The 19,430-nt window shown below is 68.9% G+C and carries 19 protein-coding genes and 1 pseudogene; 10 read left to right on the forward strand and 10 right to left on the reverse strand.

Annotation, left to right across the window (positions count from 1 at the left end; all coding sequences use genetic code 11):
- Positions 1-283 precede the first annotated feature (283 nt).
- Positions 284-721: a DUF6968 family protein gene (locus NVU01S_RS13360; protein ID WP_373864199.1), complete on the forward strand. Its 438-nt coding sequence runs from the start codon at positions 284-286 to the stop codon at positions 719-721.
- 484 nt (positions 722-1,205) lie between these two features.
- Positions 1,206-1,673 carry a hypothetical protein gene (locus NVU01S_RS44180; RefSeq protein ID WP_063048116.1) on the forward strand — a complete coding sequence of 156 codons (468 nt, stop codon included), beginning with the start codon at positions 1,206-1,208 and terminating at the stop codon, positions 1,671-1,673.
- A 383-nt stretch (positions 1,674-2,056) separates the two neighbouring features.
- On the opposite strand, the pseudogene NVU01S_RS44815 reads toward NVU01S_RS44180, so the two are convergent.
- Positions 2,057-2,293: pseudogene (locus tag NVU01S_RS44815) on the reverse strand (TetR/AcrR family transcriptional regulator C-terminal domain-containing protein); the annotation flags it as partial.
- On the opposite strand from NVU01S_RS44815, the gene NVU01S_RS44820 reads away from it, so the two are divergent.
- On the forward strand, positions 2,201-2,497 hold the full coding sequence (locus NVU01S_RS44820) for a hypothetical protein (protein ID WP_244896309.1): 297 nt from the start codon (positions 2,201-2,203) through the stop codon (positions 2,495-2,497). The pseudogene NVU01S_RS44815 and the gene NVU01S_RS44820 overlap by 93 nt on opposite strands.
- A 79-nt stretch (positions 2,498-2,576) precedes the next feature.
- Positions 2,577-3,194: an NAD(P)-dependent oxidoreductase gene (locus tag NVU01S_RS13380; protein WP_043671206.1), complete on the forward strand. Its 618-nt coding sequence runs from the start codon at positions 2,577-2,579 to the stop codon at positions 3,192-3,194.
- A 6-nt stretch (positions 3,195-3,200) separates the two neighbouring features.
- Here the strand turns inward: NVU01S_RS13380 and NVU01S_RS13385 are convergent, their stop codons facing one another.
- Positions 3,201-4,460 carry an MFS transporter gene (locus tag NVU01S_RS13385; RefSeq protein WP_043671209.1) on the reverse strand — a complete coding sequence of 420 codons (1,260 nt, stop codon included), beginning with the start codon at positions 4,458-4,460 and terminating at the stop codon, positions 3,201-3,203.
- Positions 4,461-4,655: 195 nt separating this feature from the next.
- On the opposite strand from NVU01S_RS13385, the gene NVU01S_RS13390 reads away from it, so the two are divergent.
- Positions 4,656-5,459 (forward strand): VOC family protein, encoded by an 804-nt coding sequence (locus tag NVU01S_RS13390; protein ID WP_043671519.1) that lies wholly within the window; start codon positions 4,656-4,658, stop codon positions 5,457-5,459.
- Here NVU01S_RS13390 and NVU01S_RS13395 read toward each other — a convergent pair.
- The 3 genes from NVU01S_RS13395 to NVU01S_RS13405 form a co-directional block, all read right to left on the reverse strand.
- Positions 5,456-5,923, reverse strand: a complete 468-nt coding sequence (locus NVU01S_RS13395) for a hypothetical protein (protein WP_043671212.1) — start codon at positions 5,921-5,923, stop codon at positions 5,456-5,458. The two genes, NVU01S_RS13390 and NVU01S_RS13395, sit on opposite strands and share 4 nt — an antisense overlap.
- Positions 5,924-6,023: 100 nt before the next feature.
- Positions 6,024-6,686, reverse strand: a complete 663-nt coding sequence (locus NVU01S_RS13400; protein ID WP_082032068.1) for a response regulator — start codon at positions 6,684-6,686, stop codon at positions 6,024-6,026.
- Positions 6,683-7,846: a sensor histidine kinase gene (locus NVU01S_RS13405; RefSeq protein ID WP_244467260.1), complete on the reverse strand. Its 1,164-nt coding sequence runs from the start codon at positions 7,844-7,846 to the stop codon at positions 6,683-6,685. The genes NVU01S_RS13400 and NVU01S_RS13405 overlap by 4 nt, the downstream gene beginning before the upstream one ends.
- A 246-nt stretch (positions 7,847-8,092) precedes the next feature.
- On the opposite strand from NVU01S_RS13405, the gene NVU01S_RS13410 reads away from it, so the two are divergent.
- Positions 8,093-8,992 (forward strand): sterol desaturase family protein, encoded by a 900-nt coding sequence (locus NVU01S_RS13410; protein ID WP_307681869.1) that lies wholly within the window; start codon positions 8,093-8,095, stop codon positions 8,990-8,992.
- Positions 8,993-8,998: 6 nt separating this feature from the next.
- Here NVU01S_RS13410 and NVU01S_RS13415 read toward each other — a convergent pair whose 3' ends face one another.
- Positions 8,999-9,805, reverse strand: coding sequence for a nuclear transport factor 2 family protein (locus NVU01S_RS13415; RefSeq protein WP_043671218.1), 807 nt, complete (start codon positions 9,803-9,805; stop codon positions 8,999-9,001).
- A gap of 240 nt (positions 9,806-10,045) precedes the next feature.
- Between NVU01S_RS13415 and NVU01S_RS13420 the strand changes: the two genes are divergently transcribed.
- Positions 10,046-11,389, forward strand: coding sequence for a TIGR01777 family oxidoreductase (locus NVU01S_RS13420; RefSeq protein ID WP_043671221.1), 1,344 nt, complete (start codon positions 10,046-10,048; stop codon positions 11,387-11,389).
- 13 nt (positions 11,390-11,402) lie between these two features.
- Here the strand turns inward: NVU01S_RS13420 and NVU01S_RS13425 are convergent, their stop codons facing one another.
- From NVU01S_RS13425 to NVU01S_RS13430, 3 genes are all read right to left on the reverse strand, one after another.
- The gene (locus NVU01S_RS13425; protein ID WP_043671223.1) at positions 11,403-12,671 is read right to left on the reverse strand and encodes an SAM-dependent methyltransferase; all 1,269 of its coding nucleotides are present in this window, start codon (positions 12,669-12,671) and stop codon (positions 11,403-11,405) included.
- A complete protein-coding gene (locus NVU01S_RS45435) occupies positions 12,668-12,844 on the reverse strand; it encodes a hypothetical protein (protein WP_373864200.1) in 177 nt (58 codons plus the stop codon). Before NVU01S_RS45435 ends, NVU01S_RS13425 begins: the two co-directional genes overlap by 4 nt.
- A 455-nt stretch (positions 12,845-13,299) precedes the next feature.
- Positions 13,300-14,145 carry a MerR family transcriptional regulator gene (locus NVU01S_RS13430; RefSeq protein WP_043671226.1) on the reverse strand — a complete coding sequence of 282 codons (846 nt, stop codon included), beginning with the start codon at positions 14,143-14,145 and terminating at the stop codon, positions 13,300-13,302.
- Positions 14,146-14,725: 580 nt separating this feature from the next.
- Between NVU01S_RS13430 and NVU01S_RS13435 the strand changes: the two genes are divergently transcribed.
- The 3 genes from NVU01S_RS13435 to NVU01S_RS13445 all read left to right on the forward strand — a co-directional run bounded on the left by NVU01S_RS13435 (position 14,726) and on the right by NVU01S_RS13445 (position 17,748).
- Complete coding sequence (locus tag NVU01S_RS13435; protein WP_043671229.1) at positions 14,726-15,298, forward strand: lipocalin family protein; 573 nt, start codon at positions 14,726-14,728, stop codon at positions 15,296-15,298.
- A gap of 121 nt (positions 15,299-15,419) precedes the next feature.
- Positions 15,420-16,745 carry a cryptochrome/photolyase family protein gene (locus NVU01S_RS13440; RefSeq protein WP_043671232.1) on the forward strand — a complete coding sequence of 442 codons (1,326 nt, stop codon included), beginning with the start codon at positions 15,420-15,422 and terminating at the stop codon, positions 16,743-16,745.
- A gap of 217 nt (positions 16,746-16,962) precedes the next feature.
- On the forward strand, positions 16,963-17,748 hold the full coding sequence (locus tag NVU01S_RS13445) for a PIG-L deacetylase family protein (protein WP_043671235.1): 786 nt from the start codon (positions 16,963-16,965) through the stop codon (positions 17,746-17,748).
- Positions 17,749-17,770: 22 nt separating this feature from the next.
- Here NVU01S_RS13445 and NVU01S_RS13450 read toward each other — a convergent pair whose 3' ends face one another.
- Positions 17,771-19,279 (reverse strand): sensor histidine kinase, encoded by a 1,509-nt coding sequence (locus tag NVU01S_RS13450; protein WP_052280657.1) that lies wholly within the window; start codon positions 19,277-19,279, stop codon positions 17,771-17,773.
- Between the last annotated feature and the right edge of the window lie 151 nt (positions 19,280-19,430).

The following is a 19,430-nucleotide window of genomic DNA, read 5'->3' on the forward strand; positions in this document are numbered from 1 at the left end:
ACGCCGAAGCGGGTGCGAGAACATGGAAATGGTGCGGGAAGCCATACGCGGAGCGGGCGGCGCTTGCGTGGTGCGTGACGTCGAGTTGTAAGGAGTTGGTGCAGTGGACTTTCGGGTGCCCGTGCGGCGCCGACGCGCCGCAGTTTTGCTGGACGGGTGATCACCAGGTAATCCTGGCGGCATCGTGCGAGAGGCCTGCAACACCATTACCTGGTGATCAATCGTCCAGTAGTAATCGCGAGTCGGTGTCCGGGACCGGGCCTGGTGCATAGGATCGGTGATCGTGGCGAGTGCTGGATCCGCACCCTCTGCCTTGATCGGTAGCCGCAAGTTCGATGACCGCAACGGGGTGCCCGTGACGGTCGAAGTCGATCAGCCCGTCTACGACGACGTCAACGGATGCTGGCGTTGCGTCTGGCGGATCGGTGGACTGGGGCGCAGCGTCGAACCGTTCGACGGATTCGGCCTGGGCGAGGACTCGATGGAAGCCCTGATGTGCGGGCTGTGGGGTGTGGAAGCGGTTCTGAGCAGCCCGAACAACAACCCGCCGATTACCCGGCACGGCAGTACCGACTTGGGGCTGCCGCGCCACTCGACCCCGCCGCTGTCCGACGAACAACGCAGCCTGTTCGAAGGCCTGCTGCTCCCCGCAAGTGATACGAGGCCGGGTCTTCGGCACCCTCTCTGGCGGAACTCCCGCTCGGTATCTCGGTGTCATTGAGGCAGTGGCAGATTCCGCGGTGACGGCTGCTCTACCCTGGCCGTCAGCCGCAACTACGGACGCAGACCTCGACGCGCCGACGGCGTCCCGCCGCAGTCTTGCTGGACGATTGATCACCAGGTAATCCTGGCGGCATCGTGCGAGAGGCCTGCAACACCATTACCTGGTGATCAATCGTCCAGTCGACCCGAAACTGCTTGGGTGGCAAGGCTATGTGGGCGGAGGAGTGGCGAGCAGGCCGTCGATGATCACGCGGAGTTTCCAGGTGGCGCGGTTGGGGCCGCCGGTGGTGAGGAGGGGGCCAAGGGCGTGGATGGTGGAGTACTCGTCGGCGGGGAGGGCGGCGTAGGTCGCATCGAGATGAGCCCTGGTTTTCTCTTCAGAGCCAGAGCCAGAGCCAGAGCCAGAGCCAGAGCCAGAGCCAGAGCCAGAGCCCGAGCCCGAGCCCGAGCCCGAACCCGAACTTGAGCCGGAGCCCGCGTAGATGTTCGAGCTCGGGCTGGGGCCGGAGTGCATGTCGGCGCTCGAGGCGGAGCCGTTGTCGGAGTTGGAGGCCGGGTCGACGTTTGAGCCGGGGCCGGACATGGAGCTTGCGCCGGAACTCGCGCCCTCGCTCGCGTCTGAGCCCTCCCTCGTGCCTGCGCCGAAGTTTGAGCTCGTGCCGGTGTTCGAGCCGGAGCTCGCGCTGAGTGGGGAGTTTACGCTGGCGCTTGCGCCGGAGCCCTTAACGGACATGGAGCCGGAGTCGGAGTCCCGGCCGGTGTTTGAGCCGGGGCTGGACAATGAGCCCGCGCCGGAACTCGTGTCCTCGCTCGCGTCTGAGCCCGCGCGTGTTCCGGAGCTGGAGTTTGAGCTCGTGCCGGTGTTCGCGCCCGAGTTCGCGCTGAGGGGGGAGTTCGCGCTGGCGCTCGAGGCGGAGCCGTGGTCGGACTTAGAGCCCGAGTCGGAGTAGGAGTCCGGGCCGGTGTTCGAGCCGGGGCTGGACAATGAGCCCGCTCCGGAACTAGCGCCCTCGCTCGCGTCTGAGCCCGCGCGTGTTCCGGAACCGGAGTTTGAGCTCGTGCCGGTGTTCGCGCCCGAGCTCGCGCTGAGGGAGGAGTTCACGCTGGCGCTCGAGCCCGAGCCGTGGTCGGACTTAGAGCCAGAGTCGGAGCCCGGGCCGGAGTCGGGGTCCGGGCCGGAGTCGGGGTTCGGGCCGGGGTTTGAGCCGGGGCCGGGCAGTGGGTCCGCGCCCGAACTCGAACTTGAGTAGGAACTAAAGTCCGAGCCTCCTTCCGTGCGGAACCCTGCTTCCAAAGCGGCGGAGGCTATGTATTGGGCCAGGAGGTCTACCGCCCAGGCGCAGGAGGGGTCGGGGAGGGCTTGGCGGAGTAGGCGGAGCATTTCTTCGATGAGGCGGAGGAAGTGGGGGCCGGTGGGGGCTTCGGTGAAGCCGAGGGCGGCTAGGTCGCGGTGGATGGCGAGGGCGGCGATGGTGCGTTGGACGAGGAGTTCGAGGCGGGCGCGCCAATCGCCGTCGGCTTCGGTGGGGAGTTCGACGGCGGCGACGGCCAGATCGTGGGCGAGCAGCATCAGCTCACGTCGGTCGTGCACGTAGACGTAGAGGGACGCCGACCCGGTGTCGAGGGCTTGCGCGACCCGGCGCATGCTCACGGCGTCGCAACCCGATTCGTCGATCAGCGTGAGGGTGGCCCGCACGACTGCGTCGAGGCTGAGCGGTGCCTTGGCGGGGCTGGTGCGCGGGTTGAGGCGGGGCATGCGCGAATCCTAGCTTGACAAACAGTGCTCGCGACGACCATCGTTCTGAACGATCAGTGATCGTTACGATCGGTGATCGCGATACGAGAGGTCGAACATGAGCAATGTGGTGGTATTCGGCGCCGCTGGCCGGGCGGGACAGCACATCGCGACGGAGGCACACAACGCCGGGCACACGGTGACCGCCGCCGTGCGAAATCCCGCAAAGCTGTCGGGACCGTTCCGGGTGGTGCGCGCCGACATCCGCGACCCGGACAGTGTGCGGGCCGCGGTGGCGGGCAACGACGTCGTGGTCAGCGCGATCGGACCGTCCGGCCGGCACGCCGACGGCTTGTATTCGGCGGGCGCCCGCGCCCTGGTGTCGGCGATGCGCGAGACGGACGTGCACCGCCTCATCGCCATCACCTCCAGCGGTGTCCGCGGTGACGATCTGAACCAACCGCTCTGGTATCGCCTCGTGGCGAGAACCTTGATGCGCGAGCTCTACGGCGACATGCGCCTGATGGAAACGATCGTCCGGGACAGCGGCCTCGACTGGACTTTCGTGCGCCCTGCCCGTCTCACCGATGCTCTGCCGACCGGCACCTGTCGCGTCCAGGATGGCGAAAACCCCAGCGACGGTCGGCAACTCTCGCGCACCGACCTGGCCCGGTTCATCACCGCCGAACTGGACGCACCGCAGTGGATTCGCCGAACCCCTACGCTCGCACAGTGATCGGCGCTAATCGTCCAACGCGTGCCTGCCGGTGAGCGGCCCCCACACCCCGACCAGGGTGACCATCGCGAGCAGGGCCACGGTGATCACCGAGAAGACCAGGCCGGGCCCGCCCGGACGATCGAGCAGCGGCAGCAGCAGGAAAGGCAGCAGCGCCGTGCTGACTTTGGACAGCGAGTAGGTCGCGCCGGATGCGGTGCCGCGCACCGCGGTGGGGAACGATTCGGGTAGGTAGGCGTGGATGGCGTCGGAGAAGACGTTGCTGGTGATGGTGAACAGCGCGCCGGAGAGCAGGATCAGCGGCACGCTGGTGGCGAAGCCGAAGACCAACCCGAACACCGCCATCAGGGTGGCGGTGCCCATCACCAGATGTTTTCGTTCGAATCGCTCCATCAGCGGGATGGCGAGCAGTGAACCCAGCGGATAGCCGAGATAGGTGATGGCCAGGTAGCTCAGCGAGGTCACCACCTCGAATCCCTTGCGGTCCAACACGAGTACGGCCAGCGTGCCGAAACCGTAGTACCCGAAGACCTGCAGGATCATCACCGCCGAAAACAGCGTGGTGCGTGCGCGATACGGCGGCCGCAGGATCGCGCGGAAGGGCAGCGCGCCCTCCTTCTGTTCTTGCCGGGCCAGCCAGCGTGGCGATTCGGGCATGTTCCGGCGCGCGACGACCACCACCGCGGCGCCGAGCCCGCCGATCACGAACAGCCAGCGCCAGCCGTCGACGCCGAAGGGCTGCAACGGAACCAGCCATTTGGCGAGGAATCCGACGGTGGGCACGGCGCAGAAGCCGATGGTGTAGGCCGTGGCGATCATGCGGCCACGCACCTGTGGCGGAACGACTTCGGACAAATAGGTATCGGAGACCGTCATCTCGGCGCCGATACCGAGCCCGGCCAGGAACCGGGTCGCCATCAGGAAGGCGACGTTCGGGCTGAACGCGCCGAGCAGGGTGAAGCCGGAGTACAGCGCGATGTTGATCATGAACATCCGGCGCCGGCCGAACACGTCGGACAACCGGCCGATCACCAGCGCACCCAGGAACTGTCCCGCGAACGCCGACCCGACGATGCCGCTGAGCTGGAAGGTGGACAGATGCAGTTCTTGCTTCAGCACGCCGGTGATGGTCCCCGCGAGGAACAGCTCGTAGAGGTCGAAGAACAACCCCGCGCCGACGAGGACAACCAGTTTGCGATGGATGGGACGAACCGGCAGTTCGTCGAGACGCAGCCGCTCGCGCCCGACATCGGAAGCAGTTGTCATGCCGCCATACTCCTGATCAACCCCCCTTGCGGCAACTAATCCGCGTCATATCAGGGATTTGTGCCGTTTGTACTCCGACAGTGGGTGCACAACAGCGGATTCCGCTGCCCGGCGGGGCGGCCTGGTGGTTGACTTGCCGTGCGCCGGGCCGCCCCGGCCACGTCGCAGCAACCCGAGGTCAAGGAGGCCACGGACATGCCCACTCATGAAGGAAGCTGGCCGCAGGGAACGCCGTGTTGGGTCGACAGTCAGGTCGACGACACCGCAGCCGCCCGCGAATTCTATGGCGATCTGTTCGGCTGGGAAGTCGTGGACAGCCCGCCGGACGCGGGCGGATATCTGATGGCGCTACGTCACGGCAAGCCCGCCGCGGCCATCGGACCCAAGCCTGCGGGCATGGCGATGCCCTCGGTGTGGACCACCTACTTCGCCGCGGACAGCGCCGACGAGATCGCCGAAAAGATCACCGCGGCAGGCGGTTCGGTGGTCATGCCGCCGTTCGATGTGCTGGATGCCGGCCGGATGTGTATCGCCGCGGATCTGGTGGGCGCGGTCTTCGGCGTGTGGGAAGCCAAGGCGCACAACGGCGCCGAGATCTGCAACGAAGACGGCGCCTACTGCTGGAACGAGCTGCACACCGACCGCTATAAGCAGTCGCAGGAGTTCTACGCGGCCGTATTCGGTTGGCATTACACCGAAATCGGTGACGGCAACTTCGTCTACTCCACCTTCGGCCTGACGCCGGAAGGCGATCCGGTCGGTGGGGTCAACGACGCGAGTAAGACGCCCGGTGATGCTCCGTCGTTCTGGCTGACCTGGTTCCAGGTCGACAACACCGACGCGACCCTGGCCAAAGCGACCGAATTGGGCGCCACGGTCCTGATGGGGCCCGATGACAGCCAGTTCGGGCGGATGAGTGTGCTGCAGGGTCCGCAGGGCGAGGCGTTCGGTGTCATCGATCCCGCGACGACGGCGGCCGCACCGCCGACGGGTGCTTAGCGCCGGCGCAATCCGGTCGCCGCGGTCGCGGTGAATTCCGCGGCCGTGGCGGCTCGGGCCAGGTCGACGTCATCGGGTGCGGCGGCCGCCCGCTCCGCCGCGCGCACCGCTCGCTCGGCTTCGAGCACGCCGAGGAGGCTGTCGGTGGCCTTCTCGGCGGCGAGGATGGCGGTGTAGGCGGCCTTGGCGGCGTCCGCCGCGGCGCGCGCCGCTTCGACGGTGGTCGTCGCGGTGTCACTGTGCAGGCCGGGTTTCGCCTTCGGCGCCGCCGCGGCCCCGCCGGGACGGACCGCTCGCTCCCGGGCCTGAGCACTGTCGGTGCGTTGCTGCGCCTGCTCGATCAGGGCGTTGCGGGTGGTCGCGTCGGTGGCACCGCGGTCCTGGGCGAGCGCGACACCGGCTCCCGGCAGGAGCAGCGCGGCACCGATGACCGTGGCGACAATCCGGGCGCGAACACAACGCATTGCGGCTCCATCCATCGAAGTAGACCAAGCAGTCTGCTAAACGGTACTGTCCCCCTGCCTGATTTGCGGAGATCTCGGACGGGCGTGCCGGAAACGGCAGTCACCGCGGGTGCCGCGGGACCAGGCCGTGCTGATGGGCGTAGACCACCGCGTGGATGCGGTCGCGCACCCCGAGCTTGGCCAGCACCCGCGAGACGTGCGTCTTGACCGTCTCGTCGCCGACCCCGAGCGTGCTCGCGATCTCGGCGTTGCTGCGCGCGTCGGCGAGCAAGAGCAGCACCTCGAGCTCGCGCGCGGTCAGCTGCGCCACCTCCGGCGGGGTCTGCGGGGGAGCGATGCTGTGCGCGAACCGGGCGACCAGGCGCTTGGTCATCGAGGGATCGATCAGCGCGTCGCCGCGGGCGGCGATGCGGATGGCCGCGAGGAGTTCTTCCGGCGGCAGGCTCTTCAAGAGAAAGCCACTCGCGCCCGCCTGTAGCGCCCGGTAGAGGTTGGCGTCGCTGTCGTAGGTGGTGAGCACCAAGACGTAGGTGCCGCCCGCCGCCACGATGGCCTCGGTCGCCGCGAGGCCGTCCAGCTTGGGCATCCGGACGTCGAGGATCGCGACATCCGGTCGCAGCCGGGCGGTTTCGGCGATGGCGGTGCGGCCGTCACTCACCTCGGCGACACAGTCGAGGTCGTCCTGGCTGTCGACCACGGCGCGCAGGCCCGAGCGGAACATGCTGTGGTCGTCGGCGATCAACACGCGGATCTGGTTGTTCACGATCCTCCGATCGCCACGGAAACCTCGGTGTGCCAGTGCGTTCCGTCCTGGTCCGGGCCGTACTCCAGTTTGCCGTCGAAAAGCTCCGCGCGCCTGCGCATGCCACCGAGGCCGCGAGGCGCCGCGTTGTCGGAGATCGCAGGCGGGTGCGGCAGCGGGTTGCTCGCGCGGATGGTGACTCGTTTGGGACGGTAGCTCACCTCCAGTCGCGCCTGTGCGCCGTCGCCGTGGCGCAGCGCGTTGGTCAGCATCTCCTGCACGATGCGGTAGAGCGTGATGTCGAGCGAATCCGGTAGTGCGACAACAGGACCGGTCACGCTCACCGCGACGGTCAACCCGGCCGCGCGGACGTGCTCGACGAGCCGGTCGACATCGGCCAGCCCCGGTTGCCGCTGGCCGTCGTCGTCGCGGCCGTGCAGCAGATCCAGTTGGCGGCGCAGGTCCTCCATCGCCGCACGGCTACTCGACTCCACGGCCGTGAGCGAGCGGGTCGCGGCCGTATTCGTGGTGCCCGCCAAGGCCATTCGGGCTGCGCCCGCGTGAATACCGATGGCGCTGACGTGGTGCGAGATCACGTCGTGCAGGTCGCGCGCGATGGCGGCGCGTTCCTCGGTCACCACGCGTTCCAGCGCGACCTGATGCTCCTGCTGACGCAGTTTCGCGCGCTGCTCCAGATCGGCGATATACGCGCCGCGCGCCGCCGTGTACCGGCCGACCAGCCAGGGCACGCACCCGGCCGAAATCGTTCCGGCGAGTAGCAGGAGCCAATCGACGGAAGCGCCGCCGCGCGCCAGCAGGCGTGCGACAGTGACGCCCGCGCACAGGGCGAGCATGGTGAGCACCGATGTCGAACCGGCCAGCCAGGCGCCCGCCCGATACCCGGCGACCAGGAAGCCGACATCGGCGAAGCGCGGTCCGAACCCGTGATGGATCAGCAGCAGCGTGGCGAGCAACCGCACCACGACGTGGACCAGCGCGACCACGCCCGCGGTGCGCGGTGGCGCGGCCAGGGCGAGGTCGGCCGCGACGATGCAGGTCACCGCGGCGGCGGTCTGCCACGGCGCGACCGCGAACACGCCGCCGAACCCGAGCACCGTCGCGTCGACCACCGCGGCCGCCACGGCGACGATGACCGATTGGCGGGCGAGTGACCTGCTCACATCCAACAGTTCGCCACCGCCTTCGTGTTGATCCAGCGTCCGATCGTAGCCAGGCCCGCCGCTGTGCCTACGCAACTGTGCCCGCGAAACGGCCACGTCGCGTCCCCCGCGGGAGGGATCTCGCCTCCCTCGTCGGCGCGATGTTTACGCAGGCCAGCGGTCGTATCGTCGAAAAGCGACAGCAGACGGTGAAGGAGATCTCATGATCGAGCGTCGAGTGTGGCCGAGGGTCGGCGAGGTGGCGTCGTGAATTCTGTGGAGTTGCTCAGCTATGCCATTCCGGCATTCGCGATATTGATGGCGGTGGAGTGGATCGCATATCGCCGTGATCCCGACCGTGCCGAGAACGCCGGGGCGGGCCGGGACACCGTGTCCAACGTGGCGACGTTCACGCTCGGCAGGCTGGTGAAGCCACTGATGCAGTACGTGCTGCCGTTCTCGGCCGTGGTCGGCGCGGCCGCGATCACGCCGCTGCACCTGTCTCCGAAGTCCTGGTGGGTGTGGGTGCTCGGCCTGGTCGTCACCGACTTCTGCTACTACTGGGCGCACCGTGCCGATCACCGGGTCCGAATCATGTGGACCGCGCACAGCGTGCACCATTCCAGCGAGTACTTCAATCTCTCCACGGCGATCCGCCTGCCGTGGCTGCACCCGGCGGCCACCCTGCTGCGCGGATTGGCTTGGGTCCCCGCGGCGTTGCTCGGTTTTCCGGCCTGGATGATCTTCGTGCTGCAGAGCATCGGCCTGCTCTACCAGTTCCCGATCCACACCCAGCGCATCAAGACCCTGCCGCGCCCGATCGAGTTCCTGTTCAACACCCCGGCGCACCACCGCATCCATCACGGCTCCAACCAGCCGTATATCGACAAGAACTACGGCGGCATCCTCATCGTCTGGGACCGCATGTTCGGCAGTTTCGCCGCCGAGTCCGAGCCGATCCGCTACGGCCTCACCAAGAACATCGGCACCGACAATCCGCTGAAGGTCAACTATCACGAGCTGGCCGGGCTGGTTCGTGATGTCCGCGGCGCTCGCACCTGGCGTGGCCGCCTCGGTTACATCTTCGGGCCGCCCGGCTGGACCGAGTTCCCCGCTGCCGCCGAACCCGTTGCGGCGCAACCGGAGAAGTCGATCCAGCTCGCCTGACGCGAGTCAGTGCTGATCGAGGAAGAAGCGCACGGACGCGATATGCGGTGAGCCCGCGGTGAAGTCGACGAACACGACACCGCGGGCTTCGCCGATCCGGACGCTCGCGCTGACGGTGCGGCCCGCCGCGATCAGCTTGCTCCACCGCATGTTTCGCGCCCGGTTCGTGAACTCCTCGAGCGAAACCGGTGTGCCCGCAGGCAATTCGACGACGGCGTAATGGCCGAGCAGACCGCGGACGCGGGCGATATCGGTGCTGCCCGCGGCGGCGAAAAGGCGTGCCGCCGTGCGCTTGCCCGCCGTGCCGACGCCGCCGAGTGCCCGCATCATGCCGAGCGCTCCGGTGACTCCCTGGTTGGTGATCAGTTGCGGTCCGAGTTGCAGCCCCGCGCCCACTCCGCGCGGCCCGGTGCGCAGGAGTTGCCCGATCATCGGGCCGAGTTCCCAGTGCGCGGCGAGGTGCGCGATCTTCCACTCGCCGTGCTGCTCGGTGAGCTGGTAGCGCAGGTGCATCGGCACCGACACCCGGGCGCCGGTCGCCATCGTGGTCTGGATGGTCAGATCGCGGACCACCGTCGGCGGCGCCACGATATCGCGATCGACAAGGAAGGCAATGGAATTCGGCCCGATGAAGGTGTCGTAGAACCGTTCGATGGCAGGCCGGCCGACATGTGGACTCGACCCGACGGGATCGTTGACCTCGGCGTCGTCCGCGAAAAGCGCGACCCACCCGGACTTGTCGTGCGCGGCCACCGCGCGCGGTGACGCCTGCACGGCCGTCAACAGCTCCGCGGCCGCGGGTTCCAACGGCATGGCGATTCCTCCGATGTCGGCATTGACTCGACCCATGGTAGAACAAGTTCCAATTCTGGCGCCCGGTTCCGGCCGGGCGGTCGAACCGGGCGCCGCCGAAGCCGGGGTTCGAGGCCGCCGGCGCCGCAGTGCTCCCGACCGATCGCATCGGTCATGGCGCGATTGTTCTGTCTGCTCGAAAGTTTGCGATCAACGATGCATGAACGTTGCAATGCGGCAGGACCTCGTTAGAGTCGAGGCATGGGCATCGAGTGTTCGACCGTCGTTGCGGCACCCCGCTCCGAAGTCTTCGCGTGGCATGCCCGACCAGGTGCGTTCGCCCGGCTGGCACCGCCGTGGCAGCCGGCCTCGGTGCTGACCGAGGCCGATTCGCTGGCGAGCGGCCAGGCCGTGCTCGGCTTGCCGGGCGGATTGCGCTGGGTGGCCCGGCACGACCCGGACGGCTATGACCCACCGCAGCGGTTCGTCGACCGGATCGCCGTCGCCGGGATCGCGTCCTGGCCGGCGGGCCTGCTGCTGCGCTGGCGGCACACGCACGATTTCGAGGTCGTCGACGAGACGCACACCAGGGTGGTGGACCGTGTCGCGACGCCGGTCCCGGCCTTCGCGCTGCGGCCGATGTTCGACTACCGCTACCGGCAGCTGACCGACGACCTGGCCGCGCACGGCGAGGCGGCGCGCGCGGGATTCACGGCCCGCACGATCGCGGTGACCGGCGCCTCCGGCCTGGTCGGTACGGCGCTCACCGCCTTCTTGTCCACCGGCGGTCATACCGTGGTGCGTTTGGTCCGGCACTCACCCGGGCCGGGTGAAAGGCAATGGGAACCGGACGATCCCGCGCCGGATCTGCTCGACGGTGTGGATGCGGTGATCCATCTGGCGGGCGCCTCGATCGCGGGCCGGTTCACCGACGAGCACAAGAAGGCCATCGTCGAAAGCCGCATCGGGCCCACCGAGCGGCTGGCGGCGCTGGCGGCTCGGGCCGGCGTCCCGGCCTTCGTCAGCGCGTCCGCGATCGGCTACTACGGCTACGACCGCGGAGACGAGCGATTGACCGAAACCGCCTCGCGCGGTGGCGGTTTCCTCGCCGACGTGGTCGAGAACTGGGAGGCGGCCACGCGCGCCGCGAGCGAGGGCGGGGTCCGCGTCGTCACCGTGCGCACCGGGATCGTGCAGTCGCCGCGCGGCGGGACGCTGCGGCTGCTGCGGCCCCTGTTCGCGACCGGCCTCGGCGGCCGGATCGGCGACGGTGAACAGTGGTTGTCCTGGATCGGCATCGACGACCTGGTGGACATCTACCACCGCGCCCTCTGGGACGACACCTTGTCCGGGCCGGTGAATGCCGTTGCGCCACAGCCGGTGCGCAACAGTGAATACACCCACGTGCTGGCGGCGGTACTGCACCGGCCCGCGTTGCTCCCGGTACCCGAGTTCGGCCCGGCGCTGCTGCTCGGTGAGCAGGGTGCGCGCGAACTGGCCGCCGCGAGTCAGCGCGTGCTGCCCGCCGCGCTGGAGCGGGCCGGACATCGCTTCCGCACACCGGATCTCGGGACCGCGCTGCGACATCTACTCGGCCGTAGCTGAATTCGCCCGCGCGTCACACCGCGGCGTCGCGGGTCAGCAGGATCTGGTGCACATCGAGGTAGCCGCAGCGGAACCCGGCCTCGGCATGCGCCAGATACAGCCGCCACATCCGCCGGAAGACCGGATCGAAGCCCAATTCGGCGACCCGCTCGGTGCGTGCGTTGAACCGCTGCTGCCACAGCCGCAACGTGTGCGCGTAGTGCTCGCCCATCGAGAGTTGTTCGCGCACAACCAGTGTGGTGCGGCGAGCGGCGACGTCGGCGAGCAGCCGGGTGGACGGCAGGAAGCCGCCGGGAAAGATGTACTTCTGCACCCAGGTGTAGGTGTGACGGGTGGCGAGCATGCGGTGGTGCGGCATGGTGATCGCCTGGATCACCGCGCGTCCGTGCGGCGCGAGCACCCGGTCGATGGCCTCGAAGAAGGTTTCCAGGTATTCGTAGCCGACGGCCTCGATCATCTCGACCGACACCACCGCGTCGTATTCGCCGTGCACCCGGCGGTAGTCGAGCAGATCGATGGTGACGCGCTCGGAAAGCCCCGCGGCCGCGATCCGGTCCAGTGCGAGCGCGCGCTGCTCGGTCGAGAGGGTCACCGAGCGCACCGTCGCCCCGCGGGCGGCCGCGCGCAGCGCCAATTCGCCCCAGCCGGTGCCGATTTCGAGCAGCCGGGTGCCCGGGCCGACTCCGGCGCAATCGAGGATCCGATCGATCTTGGCGCGTTGAGCGGCGGCGAGATCGGCCCAGCGTGGTGGTGGCGCGGTGGCCGGGAACAGCGCGCTGGAGTAGGTCAGGGTCTCGTCGAGGAACAGTTCGAAGAGATTGTTCGACAGGTCGTAGTGCCTGGCGATGTTGCCGCGGGTGTTCGACTCGCTGTTGCGTTCGGCGGCCGGAGGTCTGGCCACGTAGCAGCGGCGTAACGCGCGCAGCGGCGCCGGGACGAGGGTGTCGATGTGCGCGGCGAACACTGCCAGCGTCGCGGCCGGATCGGGCGCGGACCAGTCGCCGGCCATATAGGCCTCGCCGAAACCGATCAGGCCGCCGACACCGAGCCGCGTGGCGAAATCATCGGGGCGGTGCAGGATCAGCCGGGGCGCGTCCGGGCCGCCCCGGCCGAGCGTGCGCCCGTCCGGATACTCGACAAGGAGCGGCAGCGCGCGCACTGCGCGCCGGAACAGCTTGTCCGCCACCGCCGCGGCGAGCGCGGCGCGGGTGCCGGCGGGTACCCGCTCGATATCGGGCCATGCGGTCGCGGGGAGTGCCGCGACGTGGGATCGGATGCTCACCGCGAATACTCCTCGAGGTGCTCGGCGGGCTGAGGGACGAGTGGCAGGCCACGTGCCCAGAGCTGCACGCCGTGCCTACGCATGCGCACCGAGACCACAAGTGCGGCAAAGGGTATTGCCACTGTCGCGCGCAGGATGATACGGACGGTGGCCGAATGGCAACGCCCGGTCATCGAGGCGGCGAAGATCGGCCGGTTACCAGCAGCTGAATTCGTGACGCCGCGGGAACCGGCGAACGCCGTGAATCCGGGTGCGGACAACCTGCGCGGTCATCTTGTCCGCGTCGCCAGGGTGGGTCCGGAGCCTGCGCCGTTCGGCGCCGCAGAACGGACAAAATGGACGCGAGGATGTATCGCGGCCGGGGGTTGCCTGCAGTTGTCCACCGCATGTCGCGGCAATCGTATTTGCGTCGTTTATGCATCGTTTAGTCCGACGTGCACCCCAGGGCTCAGTGGATGAAGCGCCAGCGCGGCACGCGCGGTCGGGGCATGGGCGCACCCGAAGGATTCGCTTCGGAGCGCCCCGCGGATGGGTGGTGAGTTCGGCACGGGTCGCGCCGCCCAGTCAGTCCCGTTGTTCGGCGGCGCGGCACGCGCGGTCGACGGGTTGGCGAGGGCGCGGCGGCCGCTCAGCTCAGTTTTTCGACGGCGTCGAGGAGGCTGGCGACGCGGTGGGCGGAGTCGGGCAGGATTACGGCGTCCCAGCCGGGGCCGCCGACGAAGACTCGGGCGCCGGCCTCGCGGCAGGCTCGGACCGCCGAGGTCAGTGCGGTCGATTCCTGTTGGGACCAGAGCACCACGGCGGCGGGGTGGGTGTGCCTGGCGAGGCTGTCGACCAGTGCGCCGGTGGGTACGTCCGCGCCGAGCATGTGGGCGCCGATTTCGCGTTCGGCCAGTGCCGCGCGCAGCACCTCGAGCGGGAGCGCGTGTGTTTCGCCGCTGGTGCAGGCCAGCACCACCGGCGTGGTAGCGGGCGCGACCGGCGGCGGGTTGGTGCGATGCAGCACCGAGGTGATGCACCAGGAGAGCAGGTGCTCGACATCGATGCAGCGCTCGCCCGCGCCCTGCCGGTCGACGATGTCGGCGAAAGCGGGCCGGCACAAGCGATCCCAGGTATCGGCGACGCCGTAGGCGCGGAAGTGGGCCTCCAGGTGATCCGATACCGCGCGGGTCTCGAGCATGAAGGCTGCGGCGAGCAACGGATAGCGATCGCCCAGGCGCGGGGCCGGACCGCGCACCGCCGCGGCCGCCCCCGCCGGAGTCGCGCCGTCCTGGATGAGCGTCAGCATGCGGCCGAGCTGGGCGATATCGGCTTCGGTGTAGAGGCGGTGCTTGCCCGGCCGGTGTTGCGGCGGGCCGATGTTGTAGCGCCGGTTCCAGCTCCGCAAGGTCGCCGTCGGGATGCCGAGTCGCTCGGCTACCGCGCGGACCGTGTAGCCGGCCGCGTCGGAAGCGTGAGCAGAACCGGCGGTCATCGCCTCATTCTGCCTCCCCCGCCGCACCCGATTCACCACGCCCGGCCGTCGCGCCGTCGCGCGGAGTGTCCGGCGGCTCGCCCACCGTGCTCACCGCCATACGGCGGCGACGGTCGCCACCCCCGCAGCCCCAGCTCGCGGCACTCGCGACGGCTTCGTCACGCTGCGCCTGCCCAACGCTGCCAAGGGGGTGTTGCCGGTTAGATCGGCGAACACTCGAGCGGCGCGGCCCAGGCTCTGATAGACCTCGGCGAGGGAACACTCGACAACGGACCCGGCGTCTCGCCGGGGGTTCATCCTGGCGACAGCCCGCGGGCTCGATCGCCGACTGCCGCACACCCCGCCCATCACGGCGGGACCTCGCGGCCGCCACGCCGTATCCGGCCGTCGGGCCGGAGGCGGCAGCGGACCGGCACGTCCGCGTGGACCTGCCGCGGGACAGGCGAGCACGACCCCTCTCGACGCGATCGGGGGATAGTGAATCGGTTTTGCATCGTTATGCGATAGGATGGCGGATATCGTCGATAACCGAGGAGTTCGTGTGACATCTCGAAGTAAGCGGCATTCGGTACGTCTTTCCATGGTTCTGGCCGGTTTCGCGGCCGCGGTTCTTTCGGTGGGTAGTGCGCAGGCCGCGCCGGTCGCGGGGCCGGCGCCGGTGCCTTCGCTGGATCTGAATCAGTACCTCGGTACCTGGCATCAACTCGCGGCGGTCCCGCAGTACTTCAATCTCGCCTGCGCCCGCGACACCAAGGCGAACTATTCGCTCGACGCGCAAGGCAACGTCGCGGTGCGCAACACGTGCACCACCTGGACGAACGGGAACAACGAGATCGCGGGCACCGCGACGGTCAACGACCGTGCCACCAACGCGCAACTGCACGTGAGCTTTCCGGGCGTGCCCACCCAGGATCGGCTCGACGGACCCACCAACTATATCGTGACGGCGCTCGCCTCGGACTACTCGTGGGCGGTGGTCACCGACCCGAGCCGGCTGTCCGGCTTCGTGCTCGCGCGTGACACCCGGCTCGACCCCGCGGCTTGGTCCGGGGTGCGCGCGGGAATCGTTGCGGCAGGCCAGGATCCGTGCCTATACCTGACCTCGCCGAGCACCGGTGGTTTCACCGGAATCGTTCCGCTCTGCACAGTGTGACCTCCGGTCCGGCGCTCGTGAGGGTCGCGTCGAGGGTCGCAGGCCTGAGCCGCCCGTCGCACCGCGGCGCCACCCTTCCGGGCGCCGGACCGCATTCGTTTCAGCACTCGAAGAGGAGCAGATGACCGTCACCATCGCTTTGTTCACGCGCGACCTGCGGGTGCGCGACAACCCGGTGCTCACCGCGGCACATCGCGAAGGTGCCTCGGTGGTACCGCTTTTCGTGATTGACGAGGCGATCGCCGGCGGCCGGTTCGCGGCCCCGAATCGGGCGCGTTTCCTGGCCGCCGCGCTGGGCGAACTGGACGCCGAATTGCGGGCGATCGGCGGCAAGCTGGTGGTGCGGCGCGGTGATGTCGTCGAACAGGTGGCCGCGGTGGCCGAGGAGGTGCATGCCGACAGCGTGCACATCGCCGCCGATGTCAGCGGTTACAGCCGCAGGCGGGAACAGGCGCTGCGGGATCGGTTGGCGCAGCGCAGTTGTCTGTTGCACAGCCACGCCGCCTCGATCACCGCCGCCGATCCCGAGGTGCTCGTCCCGTCCACCGGGCGCGACCACTTCGCCGTCTTCACACCGTATTTCCGCCGCTGGACCGAGGCACACCAGCGCAAACCGCTCGGCAAGCCGCGCGAACTCACCATGCCGCCGGTGCGCAGCGATCCGCTGCCCGAACCCGAGGACCTCTGCGCGGGCCCGACCTCCCCGCAGCTCGCCGTCGGCGGCGAGACGACGGGGCGAAAGATCGTGCGGGACTGGCTGTCCGGTCCGATCGAGAACTACGAGGAGCGCAACGACGACCTCGCCGCCGATGCCACCTCCCGGCTCTCGCCGTATCTGCACTTCGGCTGCGTCTCGCCGGTCGAGCTGGTGCACCGGGTCGATATGTCCACCCCGGGCGGCCACGCCTTCGCCAGGCAGCTGTCCTGGCGCGACTTCCATCACCAATTGCTCGCGGCCAGGCCGGATATCGCGTGGTCGGACTATCGGCCCCGCCCGGGCGAGTGGCGTGAGGATCCGCAGGCCGCCGCGGCGTGGCGGGACGGCCGCACCGGGTTCCCGATCGTCGACGCACCCATGCGCCAGTTGCAGGCCGAAGGCTGGATGCCCGGCCGGGCCAGGCTCATCACCGCCAGCTTCCTGGCCAAATCGCTGCGCATCGACTGGCGCGTCGGCGCCGCACACTTCCTGCACTGGCTGGTGGACGCGGATCTGGCGAACAACCAGCTCAACTGGCAGTGGGTCGCCGGTACCGGCACCGACACCAGGCCCAATCGCGTGCTCAACCCCCTCCGGCAGGCCAAACGCTACGACGAGAACGGTGATTACGTCCGGCGTTGGCTGCCTGAACTCGCCCATCTTTCCGGTGCCGCGATCCACACTCCGTGGCGCGAGAACATCGATCCCGCCGACTATCCCGCGCCGATCATCGAGTGTGTCGGCATGTAGCGCACCGATTCCGCGGCAGATACACCCGTACCCCTTCCTAATTCGCGACGCCAGGTCTTGAATTGGTACATCGAGGCTTGTTCGTCCCTGCGGAAAGGGAGCCTGTGATGATGGGTACCGTCGATATCGCGATCACCGTCGCCCGGATCTTCGACACGGTGCAGAAGGCGCTGTTGCTGCTCATCCTGCGCTGACCGATTGCTGCCAGACTGGTCCGATGGCGACCGTCGTGGCATTGCACGCACACCCGGATGACGAAACCCTGCTCACCGGAGGCACACTGGCGAAGCTGGCCGCGGCGGGGCACCGCACCGTGCTCGTCGTCGCGACCGATGGACATCTGGCCACGCTCGACGGACCCGCGCCGCGGCTGGCCGAATTGTCCGCCAGCGCAGCCGTATTGGGGGTCGAGCGGGTCGTGCACCTGGGTTACGCCGACAGCGGGCACGGCGCGGTGCTCTACGCGGACCCGGCCGACCGAACCCGCTTCGTCCGAGCCGATCCCGAGGAGGCCGCCGCGCGGCTTGCCGCGATCCTGCGCGAAGAAGCGGCGGAGGTCCTGTTCAGCTACGACCGCAACGGTGGCTACGGCCACCGAGATCATGTGCGGGTGAGCGAGGTAGGCAGCCGGGCGGCGGAACTGGCGGGCGTGCGGGTGTTGCAAGCCACCATGCCGCGCGAAAACGCGCTGCGGATAGCGCGTTTGCTCACCGCACTGCGCATCCGGAGCAACCTCGGCCGATGGGGTGCCGTGTACAGTCCGGCCGCCGAGATCACCCACCGCATCGATGTGCGCCGCTTCGCGGGGCAGCGCCAGACCGCGCTCGCGGCGCACCGCTCGGTGCTCGCGGGCACGAGTGGTTTCGCCACCATCGCCAAGCTGCTGCTGCGGATGCCGACCTGGATGCTGGGCCGGATCATGCGGTGGGAGTGGTTCATCGAGGAGGGCGCGGTGCCGCAGAGCCCGCCGCTCGACGACGTGCTCGTCGCGGCTCGGCGATGAAACCCATTGTGCGCGGGCCGATCTAGGGGGCCGACGGCCTGCGCGGTAAGAACACGGTGAACGTGGCCCCTTCTCCCGGACTGCTGTCCAAGCTCACGCGCCCGCCGTGCGCGGCGACCAGCGCATGCACGATCGATAAACCGAGACCGGTGCCCCCGCTCGCTCGCGTCCGGGAGGCGTCGGTGCGATAGAAGCGCTCGAACACCCGCGCGGCCGCCTCGGGGGAAAGGCCGGGCCCGGAATCGATCACGTCGAGACGCACCTCGTCGATGCAAGGCGTGAGCCGGACGACGACGGCGGCGGCGGGCGGGGTGTGGGTCAGGGCGTTGCCGAGCAGATTGGCCAGCACCTGGCGTAGTCGCGGCTCGTCGCCCAGCACATCGAGGGTGCCCTCGCCCGGTTCGATCACCAGGCCGATGCGGCGCTGCGGTGTGTCCGGCGCGTGCTGGCGGGCAGCCATGGCCTGCGCGCTGTGCACCGCGTCGCCCGCGAGCGCGAGCAGATCCACCGGTTGGCGCGCCAGCGGCCGTTTCTCGTCGAGCCGAGCCAGCAGGAGCAGGTCCTCCACCAGCAGCCCCATCCGCTCGGCCTCCGATTCGATCCGGCCGACCACCATGGTGGCGTCCTTGCTCGCGCCCTGCCGATACAGTTCGGCGAAGCCGCGGATGGTGGTCAGCGGCGTGCGCAGCTCGTGACTCGCGTCTGCGATGAAGCGGCGCATCCTGGCCTCGGAGCGCCGCGCCGCCTCCTCCGACGCCTCGGTGGCGGCGACGCCGTACTGGATCTGTGCCAGCATCTCGTTCAACGAGCGCGCCAGATGATCGACCTCGGTGTCCACGTTCTGCACCGGAACCCGCCGGTGCAGGTCGCCGCCCGCGATCGCCGCGGCCGTGTCCTCCACCGCGCGCAGCGGCCGCAGGCTGCGCTGGATCACCAGGTAGCCGAGCACGCCGAGCGCGACCAAAGCCGTTGTCCCGATGGCCAGTTCGAAGAAGATCAGTCGGGAAACGGTCTCCTGGTTGTCAGTCAGCGGCAAGGCGATGATGGTCGAGCCGTATTCGTTCGAAACGGACAGGACCCGCCAACGCACCGACGACCCACCGGTCGATCCCACGGTGGTCGGCGTGTCACCGAGCTGAGTCGGCAGCTCCGGCGCGCCGGAATTGGTCCCGCCGCCATCGGGTTTCGTGTAAATCTGTCCCCCGGCGCCCTTGCGCAACTCGAAGAACCGGCGCGGCTGATCGCCGATCGAGCGGGGCGCCGGCAGTTGCGCCGGCGCGTCGGCCGGAATCCATTGCACCGCACCTTGATCGGAGAGCACCACCTTCATCGGCCGTGGCTCGGCCCAGGAATGCGCCGCGTCGAGCAGTTGCTCGTCGGTGCGCTCGGTCAACGAGCGGCTCAGCCCCGAGGTCACCGCCACACCGGAGGCGAGCAACGCGGTGGTCGTCAGCAGCAGCACCGCGACTACCAAGCCGATCCGCAACGGTACGGCGGACAGCCGCCGGGTCAGGTGCGCGCGCAGCTTCACGAGTGCCACGCCGAGCGCTGCGCCCGCGTGCTCCGGGCACGGGTATCACCCATCATGGCCACCAGGATGACCGCCGAAATCCAGTCCGAGCTGCGAGCTCGCTGAGTATCTGCTGTGTACCGCGGACTGAGCGGCCCGCCGGGTACCTGCC

The sequence above is a fragment of the Nocardia vulneris genome (genome assembly GCF_001613425.1).
Lineage (GTDB): Bacteria > Actinomycetota > Actinomycetes > Mycobacteriales > Mycobacteriaceae > Nocardia > Nocardia vulneris.